Source organism: Phocaeicola salanitronis DSM 18170 (assembly GCF_000190575.1).
Taxonomy (GTDB): Bacteria; Bacteroidota; Bacteroidia; order Bacteroidales; family Bacteroidaceae; genus Phocaeicola; species Phocaeicola salanitronis.
Genome location: NC_015164.1, coordinates 297,735 through 319,131 on the forward strand (window position 1 = coordinate 297,735; position 21,397 = coordinate 319,131).

General features: G+C 46.3%; 18 protein-coding genes and 1 tRNA gene. 10 read left to right on the forward strand and 9 right to left on the reverse strand.

Going from position 1 to position 21,397, the window contains the following annotated elements:
* The first annotated feature begins 15 nt into the window (after positions 1–15).
* Complete coding sequence (locus BACSA_RS01290; RefSeq protein WP_013616319.1) at positions 16–1,470, forward strand: ATP-binding cassette domain-containing protein; 1,455 nt, start codon at positions 16–18, stop codon at positions 1,468–1,470.
* Between the two features lie 142 nt (positions 1,471–1,612).
* Positions 1,613–2,056, forward strand: coding sequence for a PepSY-like domain-containing protein (locus tag BACSA_RS01295; protein WP_013616320.1), 444 nt, complete (start codon positions 1,613–1,615; stop codon positions 2,054–2,056).
* A 222-nt stretch (positions 2,057–2,278) separates the two neighbouring features.
* On the opposite strand, the gene BACSA_RS01300 is transcribed toward BACSA_RS01295, so the two are convergent.
* From BACSA_RS01300 to rfbA, 6 genes are all read right to left on the reverse strand, one after another.
* Positions 2,279–2,353, reverse strand: a tRNA-Pro gene (locus tag BACSA_RS01300).
* Positions 2,354–2,426: 73 nt separating this feature from the next.
* Positions 2,427–3,314 carry an RluA family pseudouridine synthase gene (locus BACSA_RS01305; RefSeq protein ID WP_394358877.1) on the reverse strand — a complete coding sequence of 296 codons (888 nt, stop codon included), beginning with the start codon at positions 3,312–3,314 and terminating at the stop codon, positions 2,427–2,429.
* 47 nt (positions 3,315–3,361) lie between these two features.
* On the reverse strand, positions 3,362–4,786 hold the full coding sequence (gene rlmD, locus BACSA_RS01310; RefSeq protein ID WP_013616322.1) for a 23S rRNA (uracil(1939)-C(5))-methyltransferase RlmD: 1,425 nt from the start codon (positions 4,784–4,786) through the stop codon (positions 3,362–3,364).
* Positions 4,787–4,958: 172 nt separating this feature from the next.
* Positions 4,959–5,510: a 3'-5' exonuclease gene (locus BACSA_RS01315; RefSeq protein WP_013616323.1), complete on the reverse strand. Its 552-nt coding sequence runs from the start codon at positions 5,508–5,510 to the stop codon at positions 4,959–4,961.
* A gap of 397 nt (positions 5,511–5,907) precedes the next feature.
* On the reverse strand, positions 5,908–7,065 hold the full coding sequence (locus tag BACSA_RS01320; RefSeq protein ID WP_013616325.1) for an ISAs1 family transposase: 1,158 nt from the start codon (positions 7,063–7,065) through the stop codon (positions 5,908–5,910).
* A 382-nt stretch (positions 7,066–7,447) separates the two neighbouring features.
* A complete protein-coding gene (gene rfbA, locus BACSA_RS01325; RefSeq protein WP_013616326.1) occupies positions 7,448–8,353 on the reverse strand; it encodes a glucose-1-phosphate thymidylyltransferase RfbA in 906 nt (301 codons plus the stop codon).
* Between the two features lie 140 nt (positions 8,354–8,493).
* Between rfbA and BACSA_RS01330 the strand changes: the two genes are divergently transcribed.
* Positions 8,494–8,847, forward strand: a complete 354-nt coding sequence (locus BACSA_RS01330) for a hypothetical protein (RefSeq protein ID WP_013616327.1) — start codon at positions 8,494–8,496, stop codon at positions 8,845–8,847.
* Positions 8,848–8,872: 25 nt separating this feature from the next.
* Complete coding sequence (locus BACSA_RS01335; RefSeq protein ID WP_013616328.1) at positions 8,873–10,006, forward strand: glutathionylspermidine synthase family protein; 1,134 nt, start codon at positions 8,873–8,875, stop codon at positions 10,004–10,006.
* 291 nt (positions 10,007–10,297) lie between these two features.
* Here the strand turns inward: BACSA_RS01335 and BACSA_RS01340 are convergent, their stop codons facing one another.
* The 3 genes from BACSA_RS01340 to BACSA_RS01350 all read right to left on the reverse strand — a co-directional run bounded on the left by BACSA_RS01340 (position 10,298) and on the right by BACSA_RS01350 (position 13,450).
* Positions 10,298–11,077 carry a DnaJ domain-containing protein gene (locus tag BACSA_RS01340; RefSeq protein WP_013616329.1) on the reverse strand — a complete coding sequence of 260 codons (780 nt, stop codon included), beginning with the start codon at positions 11,075–11,077 and terminating at the stop codon, positions 10,298–10,300.
* Positions 11,078–11,142: 65 nt separating this feature from the next.
* Entirely contained in the window at positions 11,143–12,597 is a 1,455-nt protein-coding gene (locus tag BACSA_RS01345; RefSeq protein ID WP_013616330.1) for a DUF4270 domain-containing protein, read from the reverse strand.
* Between the two features lie 31 nt (positions 12,598–12,628).
* Positions 12,629–13,450, reverse strand: a complete 822-nt coding sequence (locus BACSA_RS01350) for a glycogen/starch synthase (protein WP_013616331.1) — start codon at positions 13,448–13,450, stop codon at positions 12,629–12,631.
* A 204-nt stretch (positions 13,451–13,654) separates the two neighbouring features.
* Here BACSA_RS01350 and panC point away from each other — a divergent pair, with 204 nt between their 5' ends.
* The 6 genes from panC (at position 13,655) to BACSA_RS20015 (ending at position 21,397) form a co-directional block, all read left to right on the forward strand.
* A complete protein-coding gene (panC, locus tag BACSA_RS01355; protein WP_013616332.1) occupies positions 13,655–14,500 on the forward strand; it encodes a pantoate--beta-alanine ligase in 846 nt (281 codons plus the stop codon).
* A 7-nt stretch (positions 14,501–14,507) separates the two neighbouring features.
* Positions 14,508–14,855: an aspartate 1-decarboxylase gene (gene panD / locus BACSA_RS01360; RefSeq protein WP_013616333.1), complete on the forward strand. Its 348-nt coding sequence runs from the start codon at positions 14,508–14,510 to the stop codon at positions 14,853–14,855.
* A gap of 212 nt (positions 14,856–15,067) precedes the next feature.
* Positions 15,068–16,237, forward strand: a complete 1,170-nt coding sequence (locus BACSA_RS01365; RefSeq protein WP_013616334.1) for a serine hydrolase domain-containing protein — start codon at positions 15,068–15,070, stop codon at positions 16,235–16,237.
* 141 nt (positions 16,238–16,378) lie between these two features.
* Entirely contained in the window at positions 16,379–17,401 is a 1,023-nt protein-coding gene (locus BACSA_RS01370) for a L,D-transpeptidase (RefSeq protein ID WP_041584157.1), read from the forward strand.
* Between the two features lie 546 nt (positions 17,402–17,947).
* The gene (gene ppdK / locus BACSA_RS01375; protein ID WP_013616337.1) at positions 17,948–20,674 is read left to right on the forward strand and encodes a pyruvate, phosphate dikinase; all 2,727 of its coding nucleotides are present in this window, start codon (positions 17,948–17,950) and stop codon (positions 20,672–20,674) included.
* 540 nt (positions 20,675–21,214) lie between these two features.
* Positions 21,215–21,397, forward strand: coding sequence for a hypothetical protein (locus tag BACSA_RS20015; RefSeq protein ID WP_169311430.1), 183 nt, complete (start codon positions 21,215–21,217; stop codon positions 21,395–21,397).

Here is a 21,397-nt window from a genome sequence, read left to right on the forward strand (position 1 = left end):
ATAAAACAGCAGACAATGCAAAATATTATTACGATTGAAAATGGTGTTACCCGGCATCCGGCATACCGCTTGCGGGAACCTATCAACTTGCAATTGGGGGCAGATGAACACATTGCTATTGTGGGACCTAACGGAGGCGGGAAGAGTCTTCTGGTAGACACTCTCACGGGACGTTATCCGCTCTTGGACGCGAATGAAGTGAAGTATGACTTTTCGCCTTCGGCATCGAAAATGGTATCTGACAACATTAAGTACATAACTTTCCGTGATTCGTATGGTGACTCGGATGCCACGTATTATTATCAACAACGGTGGAATGCACATGATGTAGACGATACGCCCGTGGTGCGTGACCTACTTCCGGAGTGTAAGGATGAAGACTTGAAACGTGCCTTGTTTGGATTGTTCGGGGTGGAAGCGATGCTCGACAAGCATATTATCCTTCTTTCGAGCGGGGAACTTCGGAAATTTCAGTTGACAAAGACTCTATTAAGCCATCCGCGTGTGCTGATTATGGACAATCCGTTTATCGGGCTGGACGCAAAGACGCGTGATTTGTTGCAAGTTCTCTTGAAGGAGTTGACCGAAATGTCCGATTTGCAAATCATCCTCGTGCTCTCGAAATCAGACGATATCCCTTCGTTTATTACTCACGTGATTCCGGTGTCCGACCGCACGTGTGGAGCAAAAGTGACACTTTCGGAATATTTAGCGTCATGTCCTGTAATTCCTTCTCACGTATTGTCTGAAGAAAAGCGTGGGCGCATTTTGAACCTGCCTTACACCGATAATCTCTACCATACCGAACACATTGTCGACCTGAACAAGGTCAGCATCCGGTATGGCGAGCGTACGATATTGAGAGAACTTGACTGGACCGTACGATGCGGTGAGAAATGGGCGCTGAGCGGAGATAACGGCTCGGGAAAATCTACTTTGCTTAGCCTTGTATGCGCCGACAATCCCCAAAGTTATGCGTGTGACATTTCGCTCTTCGGACGGAAACGTGGGAGCGGGGAGAGCATTTGGGAAATCAAGAAACACATCGGGTATGTCAGCCCCGAGATGCATCGGGCATACCTGAAGAATCTGCCTGCTATCGATATCGTGGCAAGCGGCTTGCATGACTCCATCGGGCTTTATAAGAAACCAGACGAAGCCGGACGGGAAGCGTGTGAATGGTGGATGGATATTTTCGGCATCCTCGACTTGAAGGACCGTAGCTTCCTTCAGTTATCCAGTGGAGAGCAACGTCTTGTGCTTTTAGCCCGTGCTTTCGTAAAAGACCCTGAACTTCTAATCTTGGATGAGCCGCTTCATGGGCTTGACTTATACAACCGCCGGATGGTGAAAGACATTATTGAGGCTTTTTGTGAGCGTCAGGACAAAACGTTGATTATGGTGACGCATTACCAAGAAGAACTTCCCGCTTGTATTACCCACCGGCTCTTTCTGACAAGGAATGGATAGGGACATTGTTTTATCAATTAAAATAAGTTAATTGGTGTCGTTCGCTTTCCGATTCCCAATTTCTTTCAGATTTGTTGCCTTGCTTTGCATTAGAAAATTAAATGAAACAAAATTAGTAATAACCTTTTAAAAAGTAAGCCTTATGAAAAAGTGGATGTTTTTATTAGTGAGTTTATTTACGATGCAAGTGGCGATGGCAGACAATGACAAGCCGATTACCTTTGAACAACTTCCGGCATCAGCCCAAACCTTTATTAAGCAGAATTTCCCTGATGCGAAGGTAGCCTTCGTGAAAATGGAAAAAGAATTTCTCGATGCTTCTTATGATGTGGTGTTCATCAACGGTGATAAGGTCGAGTTTGATAAGAAGGGAAATTGGAAAGACATCAATTGCCGGCGGATGACAGTGCCACAAGCTGTAGTCCCCGCTAAGATTCAAGAGTTTGTAAAAAGTAACTATCCCGAAGCTAAGGTGATAAAAATAGAGAAAGACCGTTACGAATACGAAGTGAAGCTTACCAATTTTTGGGAACTGACTTTCGACACCAGCTTCAATCTCATCGACATGGATAACGATAACGATTGAAAAAACAATGGGTAAAAAATGTGATGCCGATGATAAATAGAGGGTATCCCTTAAATAAGACAAAATTAGTCAACTGATTCACATGCATATTGTTGTGGATTAGTTGACTTTTTGTAAGCCTTCGGCAAAGTATGTATTGCCAGAAAAAAACACGGTTAAACCGCCTTATTCTGACAACAAAAAAGGAGCTACGTTTTATCGTAACTCCTTGATTTTCTCTTGTCGGGGTAGCGGGATTCGAACCCACGACCCCCTGCTCCCAAAGCAGGTGCGCTAACCGGACTGCGCTACACCCCGAATGCCTGTTTTTAAAACCGGTGCAAAGGTAATGGTTTCTCTTGTAACCTGCAAATTTTTGGCAATCTTTTTTCTATTTCTTTAGCATTAATGTCTTGAAAGGAGTGGGGTATGGGGTCTCAAACTCCATCCATTCGTGTGTTACTGGATGGTAAAAACACAATTTAAAGGCATGAAGAGCCAATCTTCCCAACGGATTCATTTCGCATCCATAACGTTCGTCTCCTACCACGGGATGCCCTAACGATTGCATGTGTACGCGAATCTGATTTTTCCGCCCCGTTTCCAGTTGCAATTCCAATAACGAAAAGCCATTGGCACGTTTGATGGTGTGATAATGAGTCACCGAATATTTGCCTCCATCATCTGTCGGAGAGGAGCTTACGTATAGCTTACGGTCGGTAAGCCAAGAACATACCGTGCCTTCATCTTGTTCCATCTCTCCTTGTACAATTGTTACATAGCGGCGGTCGCGCACAAGGTCGTGCCAGTTATCACGTAATGTATGCTGTGTTTTTTCATCTTTGGCATACATCATAATGCCTGATGTTTCCCTATCCAGGCGGTGGACGACATAAATCCGGTTCCCTTTATGAATCCGTTTTACATACTCATTTAATATATGTTGTGCCGTCCGCTCTTTTTGACGTTCTGTAGCAACCGAGAGCAACCCTTCTTTTTTTTCAACAACGATGATGTATGCATCTTCATATAAAATCTTCAGCATCGGATGATGGAATTCGTGTTTGTGCTTTTCCCGGCTGATTTGCACACACATGCCAGGTTGCAACGGATAATTGTAAAGCGTCTGAATCGTATTGTCTACCAATACAACTCGGTTAGTCAATAAAGCTTTAACCCGTGTACGGCTGATTCCTGCCATTTTCTTCATCAGGAATTCCATCAATTCGCCCGGTTCGCTCACCCGGTAAGTCGTATATTTCGCAGCAGCACGTGCCATGATAGGCTTGTTTGCTTTAGAGTTTTTTCTTGCCACGTCTATTTTTTTTAATGAGTTTTCTTTTCTAATAATACCACATTCTCCACATGATGCGTATGGGGAAACATATCTACCGGCTGGACTGCCTTTACTTTATATTTCACATCGAGTAACTGCAAATCGCGGGCTTGTGTAGCCGGATTGCAACTCACATAAACGATGCGTTCCGGTTCTGCCGCCAATATCACCTGTATGACATCGCCATGCATGCCTGCCCGAGGCGGGTCGGTAATGATCACATCGGGCCGTCCATGCGTGCGGATAAAATCTTCGGTCAGGATATCTTTCATATCGCCTGCATAAAACAAGGTATTCTTTATGCCGTTCAATTCTGAATTGACTTTGGCATCCTCTATCGCTTCGGGCACATATTCGATTCCTATTACCTTTTTAGCCTGACGGGAAACGAAATTGGCGATGGTTCCGGTTCCGGTATACAAATCATATACCAGCTCATTGCCCGTTAATCCGGCAAAGTCACGGGCTACCTTATATAAATTATAGGCTTGTTCTGAATTGGTCTGATAAAAAGACTTAGGACCTACCTTGAACCGAAGCCCTTCCATCTCTTCGAAAATATGGTCTTTCCCTTTGAATACGCATACATCCAAATCGCCGATTGTATCGTTGCATTTGTTATTGACCACATATAATAAGGAGGTGATTTGAGGGAACTTGTCTGCCACAAATTGAAGGAGTTCCTTCATTTTCTCCAATTCCTCGTCATTCACAATCTTGCATTGCAACAAGACCATCAACTCTCCGGTAGAAGAGGTACGTACCATCATATTGCGCAACATGCCTTCTTGCGTGCGCAGGTTGAAAAAAGCATACTGATGTTCGTACGCATAGTCGCGGATAGCGTTGCGGATTTGATTGGAAATATCATCCTGGAGCCAGCATTTCTCGATGGCAAGTACTTTGTCGAACGCACCGGGGATATGAAAACCCACCGCATTCATCTGCTCGTATTTCACATCCTGCTTTACTTCTTCTTCGGTCAGCCAACGCTTGTTCGAGAATGTGAATTCCAGCTTATTGCGATAATACATCGTCTTTTCCGAACCGATGATGGGGCTGATTTCCGGCAATTCGATTTTCCCGATGCGGGTCAGATTGTCATACACTTGCTTTTGCTTGTACCGAATCTGGTCGGCATACGCCAGACATTGCCACTTGCATCCGCCACACACACCGTAATGCTCGCAAAACGGCTCTACACGCATCGGAGACTTTTCGTGCAACTTTACGGCTACAGCCTCCGCATAATGGTTTTTCTTCCGCTTGACTTGCAAATCGACAATATCGCCCGGCACTACGTATGGCACAAAGATGACCAGATCATTCACCTTGGCAACAGCTTTTCCCTCTGCCGCCACATCCGTTATCGTTACCTTTTCCAGTAAAGGAAGTTCTTTCTTCTTTCTTGTCACGTTGTTTCCCTATAAATCAATTTGGGTGCAAATTTAGGTATAAATCTCGATTTATACGCCAGTGAGATAAGAAAAAGTCAAGGTTACCCCTATCTTTTGGGCATGATAGCTCGGTAAGAAAAGAGGATTATCCTTTTTCGGTATAAGATAATCCTTTCCGGCAAACAGGATGTTATAATTTCCCGTTGCAGAAATCCATGTTCTCGTGGTCGCATTTTGCGGCATCCCGAATCTCTCTCAGAAACAGGCGTGCACACATTTCGGCATCGTCTCCCGCCCGGTGATGCAGTCTGTAAGGTATCTCGAATTGGTCGCAGAGATAATCCAGTTTGTTGCAATCGAAGTTATAAAGCTTGCGGGCGGCACGAAGCGAGCAATAATACGTGATGTCCGGCTTCTTGATGTGGTAAAATTGCAGCGAGTGTCGGATGCACCCGATGTCGAAAATGGCGTTGTGTGCCACCAGTACCGGACATTCGCCCAAGTACTCGGTTATCTTCGTCCATATTTCAGGAAACTCCGGAGCATTTTCCGTATCGCTTGGGCGTATCCCATGAATCTGCATGTTCCAATAACTGTAGTAATTGCCTTCGGGGCGGATAAGCCACGAACGGGTTTCCGCAACTTTCCCGTTGCGCACCACACAAATGCCCGCCTCACAAATGGAAGCACGCTTTCTTGTAGCGGTTTCAAAATCAATGGCGATAAAGTTTATTCCTTGCATGGGGATCCTCCTTTTTCTCATAAAGATGCATCATATTTGAAATGAAGTTACGCATCTCGTTGATTTTTATTAGCTAAACCATTAAATTATCTATGAACATATATGCAAAATTGGTCAAAATACTTGAGGCATGCAAGTAATTTTATACTTTAAGCGGCATTAAAATGTGTATTTACTGCCTCAAGCGTGTTCAGCCTGTTTGCTGCCGTTTTCAGATAAGCCTTTTCTTTGACTATACGTTACACACGAAGGGGGAAAGTGTGAAATCCCTGCGTAATATTCCCAAAACTCTTGACAACCGCTTTTCCGGATAGTATCTTTGAATTAAAACGCAGCTGGTTGCGTCAGCACACAGATATAAGTGCGGCGGCAAACGCGTATAGGCAGGGCTGACGCATTACTTGATTTCATCATTTTGCCATGGTGCATCTAAAAGTTCTGCAAGAAACTCATCACTCCATCCCGCCATTTTTCTTTTACCCTTAAGGCTTGCTTTTCTCTTGTTGTTTTTTAGTTGTGTCATGGCAATCTTGTTGAGTAGTGAAAAATTCTGTGCCGCATTTTTCTTTTTTTTCTGACTGTCCTCATTGAATGAGACATCAAGCTGCCAGTGAAGATTGTTCTCAATACTCCAATGGCTTCTGATAGTTTCAGTTATACGTTCAGAATCCAATGGCAGGGATGTTATGTAGTAGTGTCTCTCCACTGTGGTCTTTCCTGACTTTATGTATTTTTTCGTATTAGTCAAACATACCACTGAGTTTACACCTTTCCATTTCAAGACTTTAGACAGGACTCCATTGTTATATACCTGACATACACGTCTCTCGAAGCGCCCATGTGAACTCTCTTCCGTTATGCTGTACCTGTATCTTGTCTGAGGTATATGACCTATTCCGTCAATATTGTTTCCATATATGTCAATATCAGAGAACCAACCTTCTATCGTTTCATAAAGTTTCTTCTGGTTCTTCTTTACACTTATAAGATAGTCAGCTTTTGCATCGATGATTGTACTTACTATTTCATGCTGGCAGGCAATGGCATCAATGGTAATTATACAGCCTTCAAGGTCAAGAGCCTTTATCAATAAAGGGATTGCCTTTATTTCGTTGCTCTTGTCACTTACCTTTTCCTGGCCTAGAGAGACACCGTTGGCTGACGCCCAAGCACTTACTATACGCAGAGATTCAAAACTGCCGCCACTCTTCTCTTCACGTGCACCGCGTATCTCTTTACCGTCTATGGATACAAGACCACGGTATTTGCCGCAAATCTCACGTATCCAGGTACGAAAGCCATTTTCGAGTTCACTGGGAGAAAGAAGGGAAAATACACGATTGAAAGTGTCATGAGAAGGGACACATTTAAAGTCCTTTATACGTGAGCGGAAGAAAGACTCGTGCATCTTACCAAAATCGGCAACCTCATACCAGCTTTCCGCACCGCCGATGACTGCTGCCATTGCGATATAAAATATACACTCGAAACTGTGTGCCCTTAAATGATCACGACGGGGATCCTTTATTGTACGGAGTATTGAGATGATTTCCATTGGATGTTTTTTAACTTGAATATATAGGACAAAAGTAAAGAAAAAAGCTATTGTAAACAGGATGTATCACTGAGATTCTTCAAACTTAGTTTGATTTTTAGTCTATTAAGTAATGCGTCAGCCCTGTTATTAATCTTACACCAGACGAAGCTGTCTGCATTGAAGCAAGAAGATAGTAATGATAACCTTTTAAATAATCTGAGTATGATAAATTAGTAATCATTGCTCTGGATATTTTTCGAAAATCAATTTTCCCCCGCTAAATATGTGTACAAAATTCATCTCACCACAGAGGTCACAGAGACGCACAGGGGAATTAAAATTACACTGTGTCCTCTGTGGGTGGTATGGACGTTGTTTATTGCCCCTCCCAAAAGCTCAATCAGTCCAAGTTCCTTTCTCCTGTCCGCTCTATTTCGTCGATTACTTTGAGTAAGTATTGCCCATAGGGGTTTTTCAGCATGGGTTGTGCCAGCTGGCGCATTTTATCGGGGGTAATCCAGCCTTGGCGGAGGGCGATGCCTTCGAGGCATGCCACTTTCAGCCCCTGGCGCTTCTCGATGACTTCGATGTACGTAGAGGCTTCGGCAAGTGAGTCGTGGGTACCGGTGTCGAGCCATGCGAATCCGCGCCCTAAGGTTTGTACTTTCAGTTCGCCAGCGGCAAGGAAGGTCTGGTTGACCGTGGTGATTTCCAGTTCGCCGCGTGCCGAAGGTTTGATGTGCTTGGCAATGTCCACCACCTTATTGGGATAGAAATACAGTCCGGTCACGGCATAATTCGATTTGGGGTGCTCGGGCTTTTCTTCGATGCTCAGGCAATTTCCTTCCTTGTCGAATTCCGCTACGCCGTAACGTTCGGGGTCGCTCACCCAGTATCCGAATACGGTAGCTTTGCCTTCCGTCTCGGCGGTGCGTACGGCTTCTTTCAGCAGGCTGGTGAATCCGTTCCCATGGAAGATGTTGTCACCCAATACGAGGCAGGCGCAATCGTTTCCGATGAATTCTTCACCGATGATGAATGCTTGGGCAAGCCCGTCGGGCGAAGGTTGTTCGGCATAGGTAAAGCGTACGCCAAAGTCGCTTCCGTCTCCCAGCAGGCGGCGGAATCCCGGAAGGTCGTAAGGGGTGGAGATAATCAGTATGTCGCGTATGCCGGCAAGCATCAGGGTGGAGATGGGGTAGTAGACCATCGGCTTGTCGAAGATGGGCAGCAATTGTTTTGACACTCCTTTTGTGATAGGGTAGAGGCGTGTGCCCGAACCGCCGGCTAAAACTATACCTTTCATGTCTTTAGATGGATTGTTTGGTTTATGTCTTGCAAAGTAAGTTTTTTTTTGTCTATCGGCAAAATTAAAAGGGAAAAAATCTCATTTTCGCTTTCAAAAGATTATATTTGTAACATAGATTTAAAATGTAGTGAAGAAGTATGAATAGAAGGCATTATTGGATGGCGGCGATGTGCTTGATGACGCTTGCCGCTTGTACGCAAACGACGAAATTGCCCGAGAATCCGGAGGATAAAGAAGAATATCGTGACAACCAAGGGAATAGCTGGATTTATAACGCCATGTTGATGCGCTGGGCATTGATGCCGTCGGCTATGAACGGGCTTTCGACGACTCATTATTATTATCCCAATACGGGTTCGTGGACTGACGCGAACGGCACGCGTGTCAATGCACCTTCGGGAGTGAAGGTAAGTTCTTCGAGAACGGAAAAGTCGAAATCGAGCGGGCGTGTGTTCGGCACTACGCGCCGTTCTTCGGGCGTTCACGCATAAAAATAAGGTAATACAACAGTTATTTATGGAAAGAAAATATGTTACGCCCCGTGCAGATTATCGGGAGAAGATAGAGGCTTTGGGGTTTGACTTTCACGGTGATTATTGGCGTGAGGAAGCTTATTACCGGTTTACGTCAGACGAGATAGAACGGCTGGAGAAAGCTACGGCAGAAGCCTATCGCATGTATTGTGAAGCTGCGGGGTATATCATCGAAAAGGATCCGGAATGGATGGAGCGTTTCTTGCGCCTCCCTTTGGACGTTTGCCGGCGTATCCGCGAATCATGGGATGCGGACGAGCTGAGTCTGTACGGGCGTTTTGATTTCATGTTGGACGAAAAAGGCGTGCCCCGCATTTTGGAGTTCAATGCCGATACGCCCACTTCTTTGCTGGAAGCTTCGGTCATCCAATGGCAATGGAAGGAAGAGGTCTTTCCGGAGCTTGACCAGTATAACGGCATCCACGAGGGATTGGTCCAGTCGTGGAAAGATATTGTCCCTGCGGGCGGCAATGTGCATTTTGCCGGAGTGTTGGAGAACCATGAAGATACAGGCACGTTGCAATATTTGGCAAGTACGGCAATGGAAGCCGGGTATTCTACCCGTGTGTTGGACATGAACGATATGAATTTGCAGGACGGATGCTTTTACGATCCGAGCGGGGAACGTATCGGACATTGTTTCAAGCTATATCCGTGGGAGTGGATGGCGGATGAAAGTCCGGACGGATGCCTTGCTTCTGTGGTATGGATAGAGCCGATATGGAAACTGGTGATGTCGAACAAAGCGATTTTAGCGAAGGTGTTTGAATTGTTTCCTGATTCTCCTTACGTATTGCCTTGCTTTTTGTCGCGTCCGGAGTCGGGGGTGTATTGCAAGAAGCCGGTGTTTGCCCGTGAGGGGCATAACGTGAGCGTGGTGGACATCCGCAATTGGGAAGAACGTGCGCTGGTGCGCGAAACAGAAGGCGATTACAACACGGGGGCATACGTGTATCAATGGTATGTGAAGCCTACGGTGTATGGCGGACGTTATCCGATTATCGGATCGTGGATAATAGGAGGGGAGCCGGCGGGTATCGGCATCCGTGAGAACCGTACCGAAATCACCGATAACCTGTCGGAGTTCGTTCCTCATGTAATTTCATTTACGATTTAGCGATTTACTATTCACGGTTTTATTTGTTGATTCGTAATGCGAATCAGGAGTTAAATGTAGTTATGTTTCACAGGAGTTATCACTTCGTTCAGGAGTTATACTTCACGCGGTATTTATTTGTGCATTTTGTATATGCCACGTAGTAAAGACGATGTACACATCGTCTCTACAGAAGCGGTGCAAAAGGTATTGGCATCTAACTCCCAGCCCGCACTGGCGGGCGATAACTACCTATAACTCCCTTTTAACTCCTGATTGGCATTTGTAAACGCTAAATCGTAAATCGGCAAATTATTTCATTCCTCTTGCCTTATAGATGCGCTCCTTAGCGTTGTTGATGTGTTGGAATTTCTCTTCGGCAGCTTTGCGTATGTCTTCTCCTAATGTCGCTACCCGGTCGGGATGATGTTTCAAGGCAAGGCGGCGGTAAGCGGCACGCACTTCTTCATCGGTTGCTGACGGATCGATTTCCAATACCTTGTAGGCATCGGCAAGCGAGGCACCTCCGAGGTTCAGCATGGATTCCACTTCTTTTTCGGAGAGTTGCATGGCCTGTGCCACTTCTTTCAGGGCTTCTATCTCCTGTTGGCATACATGCCCGTCGCTTTGTGAGATTTTGGCGAGGAAGTCCAAAAGTTGCAAGCGTTCGCCGTATGTGAGGTTGGCTGCAATTTGTGCGCCGCATTCGTGAATTGTATTGCGGAATGCATAAGGGTTGGAGGCATCCATGCGCTTTTGTTGTTCGAAGAGGTTCAGGAGGATTTGTTCCCCTTCGTTTACGGCATCTTCTCCGAAGTTGGTGCGGAGGAAACGGCGTACGAACTCCATTTCGCTATGCATGATTTTCCCGTCTGCACGGATAATGTATGAAGCCATTACCAGCATGGAGAAGAGGAAGCTGTTGCGCTGGCCTGCATGGGTATAGGAGGCTCCTCCTTGCCCGTTATCAAAATCCGCTTGCGCATCGTTCGCTTTGTCGAATAAGGAGCCGATGGCGTATCCTGCCAAGGCACCCAGCGGACCCAGAGCCATGAACCCCATGATTCCGCCAATCCATTTCCCTATTTTCATAATCGTATGGGTATTAAGTAACGATTCATAATCAATTTATTCATGTGCCGGTTTTGCCGTGCGGATTAGTCTTGACTGGGTTGCGTATAAATGATATCCATTTGTATCTTCTCGCTTTCATCGGCAGATTCGTTGAGGTCTTTTCCTCCCACCAGCATAGCAGAATTAACGCTTAGGTCATTTCCTATTCCGATGATATTTCCTTGCGAGTCCGTCTCGGTGGTAACAGGCACGAGCAGTATCTTGTTCCAGTCCGGATGTTCTGCTTTCCATGCTTCCCATTGGGCTGTACCCTTTTCTATTTCCGGCCGGATTTCGCTGAATATAGCCGCAATCAGGCGGTTGAGTTTCGAAAATGAATAGGAGTTGTCCGTGCTGTTGTATGATGAGAGGAACGAGGTGTGCTCGTCGTATACTTCGTTGTTTTCAAAAAAGCTTTTCATCTCATCTGCCCGTACCATCAGCAGGTTGGCGGGAGTCCCCATCTTATAAGGGCTGGTGCTCGGATCTCTCATTTTCGTAAACGAAAGCGAGATGGAGTTTAATGTGTCCGTCCGGTGTTCTTCGTACATCTCTTCTATCGGGAGTGTCACTTTCGTGCAAAGTCCGGCAGGAGTCTTCAGGTATGTGCATGTAGGATCATCTACCAGGTTTTGCAGCCCTGAGTTTTGGAAACGGGTTGACATGAACACTTCATTGGTTGCGGTCATCGGCACAATGGCGGTCACCAATGAGTCCGCCGTATCTGCCGAGTTCCGGCTCATGTAGGAAACCGTCAGGTGCAGGTAGATGTCGGAAATGTAGAGGATGCAGCCTTCACCGTTTGTTACGTGTATATAGAAGCCTTTCAGCACATTGTTGATAAACGATTCGGAGTCTTTAAAATACGGGTGTACAGTTTCTCCGTTTTCCACGGCGGTCACGTCGTACTTGCTTTTAAAGTTGTCGCAGAATGCATTTCCTAAATCGATGGAAATGTGCTTGTAATAGTCTGATGTTTGGTGAAGCGAGTCGCTGACCGTTTGGTCGTAGGCTGTATAGTCTTTTGTAGCCAACGGCGGATTTTGAGTGTTGTAATAGCGCGTGGGATCCATGTTGGTGTAATACAGGTTCTTGTCCAGCCCGTTGTCTTGGATAGGCATGGTTAATGTATCTACCTGTACACGCATCGGCGCCAGCGAATCGCCGAAGTAGCTTGTATAATATAGCCCTAACGTAGCTTCGTCGATACTTTGCAGGCGGTCGGGCAATGAGAAGTTTTCGGGGCAGTTTATCTGGACGAGGAAATCAGACGTAAAAGTGCCGTAATTTTCATCGGTAAACTTGCCTAGATAAGCTGTGGTGGAGCGTGAATATACGGAGTCAAGCAAATGCGATTCCGTCTCTACGGTATACGAATCGGCTTTTGCCTGAATGAATTCTTCGTTTGAAATGAATTGTCCGATTCCTGTTGTCTCGTCATCACAGCTATAGAGTGTGGCGGCGATAAACCCTAATGCCGCCAAGAACTTGAGTTTCATTGTTTTGATATTAATGATTATATGTTTTTGGTTATTCGGGAGTTTCCCAAACTTTGTCGTAGAGCGCGTCACAAGCGTCTGCATATTGTTTTTCGTCCGCTTGATAGTCTACTGTCGGGAGGTTCAGGCTGCGCGCATAGTCCATAATGGCAGGATTTACCTCCTTGCTGTTTTGGATGACTCCGTCTGAATAGGTAATGGCTAATTTGCACAGTTCTTCGTAATTGACCGGAGTCTGGATCATTTTTATGTCGTCCGGCGTGATTTCACGGAATATTACTTGTTTGGCGAAATCGGGCGACAAGTTCGATTTGAAGCCGTCTCCGTATACAGAGAAAATGACTTTTGAATCCCGGAAAGAAGGCTCGTCGTAATACGCTTTCTTGATAAAGAGCGGAACGACAGCGCTCATCCAACCGTGGCAATGAATAATGTCGGGGCACCACCGCAGCTTCTTGACGGTTTCCAATACGCCGCGGGCATAAAAAATAGCACGTTCGCCGTTGTCTTCATATTCTTTCCCGTTCTCGTCGGCTTCCATTAAGCGGTGTTGAAAATAATCGTCATTATCAATGAAATAAACCTGACGGCGTGCTGCTTGGATAGAAGCGACTTTGATAATCAGGGGATGGTCGGTATCATCAATGATGATATTCATTCCCGACAGGCGGATTACTTCGTGCAGCTGGTTGCGCCGTTCGTTTACATTTCCCCATTTCGGCATAAAGGTACGTATCTCCCGCCCTTTGTCTTGGATTGCCTGAGGCAGGTTTTGGCCGATTAACGATAATTCACTTTCTGGTACGTAAGGAGTAATTTCTTGTGTAATGAATAAAACTTTCTTTGCACTCATGTTATTTTCTATTGCTCATAAATAATTGCGCAAAGATACAAAAAAAAACAGATGCGCTTATTAATTCGTATGCGATATTTACCTTATAGTTTGTTAATGTCGGATTGAACATGCATTTTTTTGCAATCTGTTTTCGTTATCTGCCAAAAATGTGGTTACTTTGCACCCGATTTTTTAAAAGCATAGCGTTTAATTATCAGAAAAATGGAATTAATTCAAACTATTCGGGAACTTCGGGCGAAGCTGGACGCGCTTCGCGGAGAAGGTAAAACCATTGGGCTGGTTCCTACGATGGGAGCTTTGCATGCCGGTCACGCTTCGTTGGTGAAACGCGCCGTCGCAGAGAATGATGTGGTGGTGGTAAGCGATTTTGTCAACCCCACCCAGTTTAATGATAAGGACGATTTGGCGAAGTATCCGCGCACGCTGGATGCTGATTGCCGTTTGCTGGAGTCGTGTGGGGCGGCGTTCGTGTTCGCTCCGTCGGTAGAGGAGATTTATCCCGAGCCCGATACGCGTACGTTCAGTTATGCGCCGCTTGACACGGTGATGGAAGGAAAGTACCGTCCCGGGCATTTCAATGGAGTATGCCAAATCGTGAGCAAGTTGTTCCTGATTGTGGAGCCTACGCGCGCTTATTTCGGTGAAAAAGATTTCCAGCAGCTTGCCATTATCCGTGAAATGGTACGCCGCTATCCGTTCGATTTGCAGATAGTGGGATGCCCCATCGTGCGTGAGGCGGACGGGCTGGCATTGAGCAGCCGGAATGCCCGCTTGAGCGGGGAGCAGCGCAAGCAGGCGTTGCAAATCTCGAAGGCGTTGTTTGCCAGCGTGGATTATGCCAAGTCTCATACGTTGGCAGAAACGAAGGCGTTTGTAGAAAAGACAATAGCCGATGCCGAGGGGCTGCGCCTGGAATATTTTGAAATCGTAGACGGGAACACGTTGCAGACGGTAGGCGAGTGGGAAGAAAGCAAGTATATCGTAGGATGCATTACCGTATTTTGCGGTGAGGTCCGTTTGATAGATAATATTAAATATAAGGAGTGACAACGCGATGATGATACAGGTATTGAAATCGAAAATACATTGTGTGACGGTGACCGAAGCGAACCTGAACTATATGGGCAGCATTACGGTAGACGAAGACTTGCTGGATGCCGCCAACATGATTGCAGGCGAGAAAGTGCAGATTGTGGACAATAATAACGGCGAGCGTTTCGAAACCTATATAATAAAAGGTGAGCGCGGTTCGGGATGCATCTGCCTCAATGGTGCCGCCGCCCGCAAGGTGCAGGTAGGCGATGTGGTCATCATCATGTCCTACGCTTTGATGGATTTCGAGGAAGCGAAGTCGTTCAAGCCTTCGGTTATTTTCCCCGATACGCTCACGAACAAAATCTGATACATCCACACAGGCATTCGGAAAACGTATTGCGTGCCATTGCAAGCGTGGAAAGTATCTTTAAATAAATCGGCTATCAAGTGTAATGTCCGTAGGCTGCTTAGGGGCGAGGTTGCTCGCCCCTAAGCGTATCCGTAGCACAAGGGCAGGACAGCTTTACCCCTATAAGCAGTTTGGTGAAAGATGGAATTCATAGTATAAAATTTATGCGCATGTCTTTATCTAAGAAAAAGAAATGGACGTACGGATGCATCGGAGTGCTGCTTGCGCTTTTTATAAGTTACTTGTTCCTGCCTTATTATGCGCGGCAGGCTTTGGTGCATTGGATGCCCGTAATCGATGATTTAGAAACGTTTCACCGTAACGTGGTGCGTCATAATCCTCAGGATGTCTGGCATTGGAAGAAAGCGGAGGAATATAACCGGTACCGGCTTCTCCCGGAAGATTCAGCCTATTTGGATAGTCTGCGTACGGTCTCTTTTCTGGTTATCCGGCACGATAGCATCTTGTTCGAGAGTTACCGGGACGGATGGAACGATACGTTGACTTCAAATCTTTATTCAGCCACAAAGACCATTGTGGGGCTTTTGACCGGCATTGCGCTGGATGAGGGAAAGATACATAGTTTAGACGATAAGGTTTCGCGCTATATCCCTATATATAATAAAGGTATGCAGGCGGATGTTACGGTTCGGGATTTGCTTACGATGAGCGGGGGAATGGCATGGGACGAATCGTATGCCTCGCTTTTTTCGGTTACGACACATGGATATTATGGAAACGATTTGTATGAGTTGGTGACCGGGCTGGAAGTGGCAGACCCTCCCGGTGTCCGGTTTTTATATCGGAGCGGAGAAACCCAACTTTTGGCTTTCGTCCTTGAAGCGGCTACGGGAGAGACGTTGAGCAGGCTTGCGGAAGAGAAATTATGGAAGCCGATGCAAGCCGGGCAGGACGCCTATTGGTTATTGGACAAGAAAGGGGGCGATGAAAAGGCATTTTGTTGCTTTCATACGACGGCCCGTGATGTGGCGCGCTTCGGAAGGCTTATTTTACACAAGGGGAACTGGAACGGAAAGCAGCTCATATCACATGCCTATATGGACGAGATGCTCCGTCCGGCTTCTTATCTGAAAGACCAATGGGGAAAAGATTCGCTCGATTATTACGGCTTGCAGACTTGGATTATGCGTTACCGGGGTGAGGAGATTCCATGCATGAGGGGAATGCTGGGGCAATATATTTACGCCATACCTTCGAAAGATGCGGTTGTCGTGCGATTAGGGCGCAAACGGCATGATGTTTATGAAGGACCTTTTACAGTAGATATGACCCGATATTTGGACATTGCGATGCGGATATTGGAACATTCGTGTATCTGATGTGGCGTTTACGGATACCCGCATGGGCAGGGAAGGCGATAAATTTCAACAAATTTGCTTCTTCGGTTGTTATTCTATAAACAATCGATTTTGAAAATGAAAAAAAATGTTTATCTTTGTCTGAACCTTAACCTGCCTGCTATGAAGAGAAAGGTTATCTGTTGTATATGTGTGGGCTGCCTGTTGCTCTTCGGGTGCGAAAAGCGGCAAATGCCTGATTTCCCAGTATTTGAAAAGCTGGGGATGATGAATGATATGCTTTCACGGATAGAGGGTAGAGGCTCTTCTGGACTTACTTTTTCAGATATAGAACTGACTAAAGACTTGCTTTACGACCGTTATACGCCGGAGGATATTTACCCTTATGGCGATACGGTACGTAGTTTTAAGTGGGAGACGATGCGCAAATGTTTGGCGTTTATTGAGAACATGCAGCATGATACGGTGCGCTGGGCTGTACTTTGCAATTATAAAAACCGGAATCAGGAAGCGCCTTTGGTGCATAAGTATGTCCGGAATGAATATGGGCGTGTGTCTGATACATTGGGCGTAGAGCGTTATCAGTCGGTGCCTCTGTATCGTCCGTCTGATATGGAAGTTCCCGAACGGTACGGGCGGGATGGCTCTTTGGTTTATTTACAGGGTGAAGACGGCGATTTTTTTCATGTGATTCCTGTTACGATAGGAGGGGATTGGTTCGTTCCCCGGCGTTATGTGAAGCGGCTTTCCCCGGATACAGAGTTTCATCATGTCATATTTGTAGACCGGAAAGACCAGAATATCGCTACAATGGAGCGGATGGGCGAAGGCAAGTGGGCTGTACGGAGCATGAATCCGGCAACGACAGGTGTGCATCGCCCGCCGTATGCGCAAGAGACGCCGTTGGGGATGTTTCTTTTGCAAGAGAAAAAGGCGCGGATGGTATTCCTGAAAGATGGAGGCTCTGCCACGGGCGGATATGCTCCTTATGCTTCCCGGTTTACGAACGGGGCATACGTGCATGGCGTTCCTGTTAATGTTCCTCAAACCGCTATGATAGAGTATAGTTGGTCTTTAGGCACTGTTCCCCGTTCGCACATGTGTGTGCGTAATGCTACTTCGCATGCCAAGTTTATTTTCGACTATATGCCTGCAGAAGCCACGCTGGTAGTGATTATTGAGTAATGCGAATCAGGAGTTAAACGTAGTTAAGTTTCACAGGAGTTATCACTTCGTTCAGGAGTTAAAGGTCTATAGCTTTTCTTCTGAAAGCGGTGGAAAAGGTATTGGCATCTAACTCCCGGCCCGCACTGGCGGGCGATAACTACCTATAACTCCCTTTTAACTCCTGATTGGCATGAGTAAATAAAGCGTTTCCATGCTCTATAAGGATGTACCGTTTGAAACGGTATGTTCATCTATGTGCATTACCCTTTGGATATACATGCGTAGCCCGATGCAGATGATTGCGTGTGCCGCCGCAAGCATCCGGACCGGGCATGACATTACTTATCGGGGCATGCGGCAAGGCTATGCGGTGAAGGGGAGGGTTGTATCTTCCTTTCCAATCAGCAGGGGCAAAATGTATGAAAAACCGTTTTTGACAAGTCTATCTGCCAAAACATGCCCAAAAACACCTTATTTGTATTTGATATGTTGCAAATTTTCCATAGCTTTGCAGACACTCTACTTATGAGAAACATAATAACCTAATAAATCTTACCAAAAGAAATGGAAACAAAAAGAGTTTACACCTTCGGAAACGGACATGCCGAAGGAAAAGCGGACATGAGAAACCTGCTGGGCGGTAAAGGCGCTAACCTTGCTGAAATGAACCTGATTGGCGTACCTGTTCCTCCCGGTTTCACCATTACTACAGAAGTTTGTAACGAATATTTCGAAAAAGGCAAAGACGATGTAGTAGCTCTGTTGAAAGATGACGTCGAAAAGTCCATTGCGGGAGTCGAAACACTCATGAAATCAAAGTTCGGTGATGTAGAAAATCCGTTGCTCGTATCTGTACGTTCGGGTGCACGCGCGTCTATGCCGGGCATGATGGACACTATCCTGAACTTGGGACTGAATGACGAAGTGGTTGCCGGATTGGCACGCAAGACAGGCAACGAACGTTTCGCATGGGATTCATACCGCCGTTTCGTGCAGATGTATGGCGATGTTGTATTGGGCATGAAGCCTGCCAATAAAGATGATATCGACCCGTTCGAGGCGATTATCGAAGACGTGAAGAAAAAGAAAGGGGTCCGCTTGGACAATGAACTGGAAGTGGACGACCTGAAAGAACTGGTAAGACGCTTCAAGGAAGCTGTTAAGACTCAAACCGGTAAAGAATTCCCTGCCAATGCTTACGAACAATTGTGGGGAGCTATCTGTGCCGTATTTGATTCGTGGATGAACGAACGTGCCATCCTTTACCGGAAAATGGAAGGCATACCGGCTGAATGGGGTACAGCCGTAAACGTGCAGGCAATGGTATTCGGAAACATGGGCGACACGTCTGCTACCGGCGTTTGCTTCTCTCGTGATGCCGCTACAGGCGAAGATCTTTTCAACGGTGAATACCTGATTAACGCCCAAGGCGAAGACGTAGTAGCAGGTATCCGCACGCCGCAACAGATTACTAAAATCGGTTCTCAACGCTGGGCGCAACTGCAAGGCATTTCAGAAGAAGAACGTGCCAGCAAATATCCTTCGATGGAAGAGGCCATGCCGGAAATCTATAAAGAACTTGACGAGCTGCAGACCAAACTGGAAAACCACTATCATGACATGCAGGATATGGAATTCACAGTACAGGAAGGAAAACTTTGGTTCTTGCAGACCCGTAACGGAAAGCGTACAGGTGCTGCCATGGTGCGTATCGCCATGGAGATGCTGGAACAGGGCTTAATCGATGAAAAGACAGCTGTCTTGCGTTGCGAACCGAATAAGTTGGATGAACTGCTTCACCCTGTATTCGATAAAGAAGAACTCCGTAACGCTAAGGTTTTGACTCGCGGACTTCCCGCTTCTCCGGGTGCTGCTACAGGTCAAATCGTATTCTTTGCAGAAGATGCGGCTAAATGGCGTGCCGATGGTCATCGGGTGGTTATGGTACGTATCGAAACTTCTCCCGAAGACTTGGCTGGAATGACCGTTGCTGAAGGTATCTTGACCGCACGCGGCGGTATGACTTCACATGCTGCCGTAGTGGCTCGCGGTATGGGTAAATGCTGTGTGTCGGGTGCAGGAGCTATCAATGTAGACTATAAAGCCCGCACGGTAGAAATCGATGGTGTCGTGCTGAAAGAAGGTGACTATATTTCCTTGAACGGTAGTACAGGCGAAGTTTATCAGGGCGAGGTGCCTACCAAGGCAGCTGAAGTATCAGGAAACTTTGCAAAACTGATGGACTTGTGTAACAAATATACCCGCTTGCAGGTACGTACCAATGCGGATACTCCCCACGATGCGGAAGTAGCCCGTAAGTTTGGTGCCGTAGGTATCGGACTTTGCCGTACGGAACACATGTTCTTTGACAATCAGAAGATTATCGCTATGCGTGAAATGATTCTGGCACCGGATGAAGAAGGACGCAAGAAAGCGCTTGCTAAGTTGTTGCCTTACCAGAAGAATGACTTCAAGGGCATATTCAAAGCAATGGACGGTTATCCTGTAAATGTACGTTTGCTCGACCCGCCTTTGCATGAATTCGTTCCGCACGACCAGAAAGGCCAGGAGGAAATGGCGAAAGCGATGGGTGTTACGGTAGATTATATCCACCAGCGTGTAGAAAGTCTGTGCGAGCACAACCCGATGTTAGGTCATCGCGGATGCCGCTTGGGAAATACTTATCCCGAAATTACCGAAATGCAGACGGAGGCTATTTTGGGTGCCGCTTGTGAGCTGAAGAAAGAAGGTTACGACCCGCATCCTGAAATCATGGTTCCGTTGATTGGTATCTTGTACGAATTCGAAGCACAGGAAAACATCATCCGCGCTACGGCTAAGAGAGTTTTCGAACAAGAAGGTATAGAAGTGCCGTTCAAGGTAGGTACGATGATTGAAATTCCACGTGCGGCTCTGACCGCTAACCGCATCGCTTCGCATGCTGAATATTTCTCATTTGGAACGAATGACTTGACGCAAATGACATTTGGCTATTCGCGCGATGATATCGCTTCCTTCTTACCGGTTTATTTGGAGAAAAAGATTCTGAAAGTAGACCCGTTCCAGGTACTTGACCAGAACGGTGTAGGCCAGCTTATCCAAATGGCAGTAGAGAAAGGCCGTTCAGTACGTCCTGATTTGAAATGCGGTATCTGTGGCGAACATGGAGGCGAGCCTTCATCAGTGAAGTTCTGCGATAAAGTAGGATTGAACTATGTCAGCTGTTCTCCATTCCGCGTGCCTATCGCACGTTTGGCTGCGGCGCAGGCTGCTATTGAAGGCACTCTCTAAAATTAGAATCCCTCAGGCAGAATAGCAATTAAGATTTGTTTCAGGCTGTAATCTACCGATTTATACGGTGATTACAGCCTGAGTTGCGTTAAGACAGTTCGTGCAGTTGACATCAAAAAATCGCCCAAAGCACACACGAAAGCGAATACATCAAGTCAAGAAAAACTTTTTGGAGAAATTCAAAACAGCTTCTTAGAATTGTGCATACCCACATCGCCTGCACGGACAACCTCAAAGAGGTTGAACCTCGCACGTCCGGCTCTTTCTTGCCTCGCACACTCGACAACCTCGAAGAGGTTGAACTATGCTTAACCGCTGGTAGCTCCCCGAAGGGGAACACCTGCGGATTATCCCGTCTCCCTTCTCCTCCATCGACCTCTTCGAGGTTGATTTAACTCCCAGCCCGCACCGGCGGTCGATAACTGCCTATAACTTCCTTTTAACTCCTGATTGGCACTATTTATCTAAGAGCCTGTTTGAATTTTCCAATAAAGTAATATTCTATCAGCTTCTTAGAAGCTGTTTTGAATTTATCGTGCGATGATTTGGGATGAGTTTTTGAGGCATTTTCGCTTCTGTGATGAGGAAGATAGCGGGCTATCTGACGAAGAACAGGAGCGAAAAGGGCCAAAAAATCGCCCAAAGCACACACGAAAACGGATACATCAAGCCAAGAAAAACTTTTTGAAGAAATTCAAAACAGCTTCTTATAAAGAAGAATAA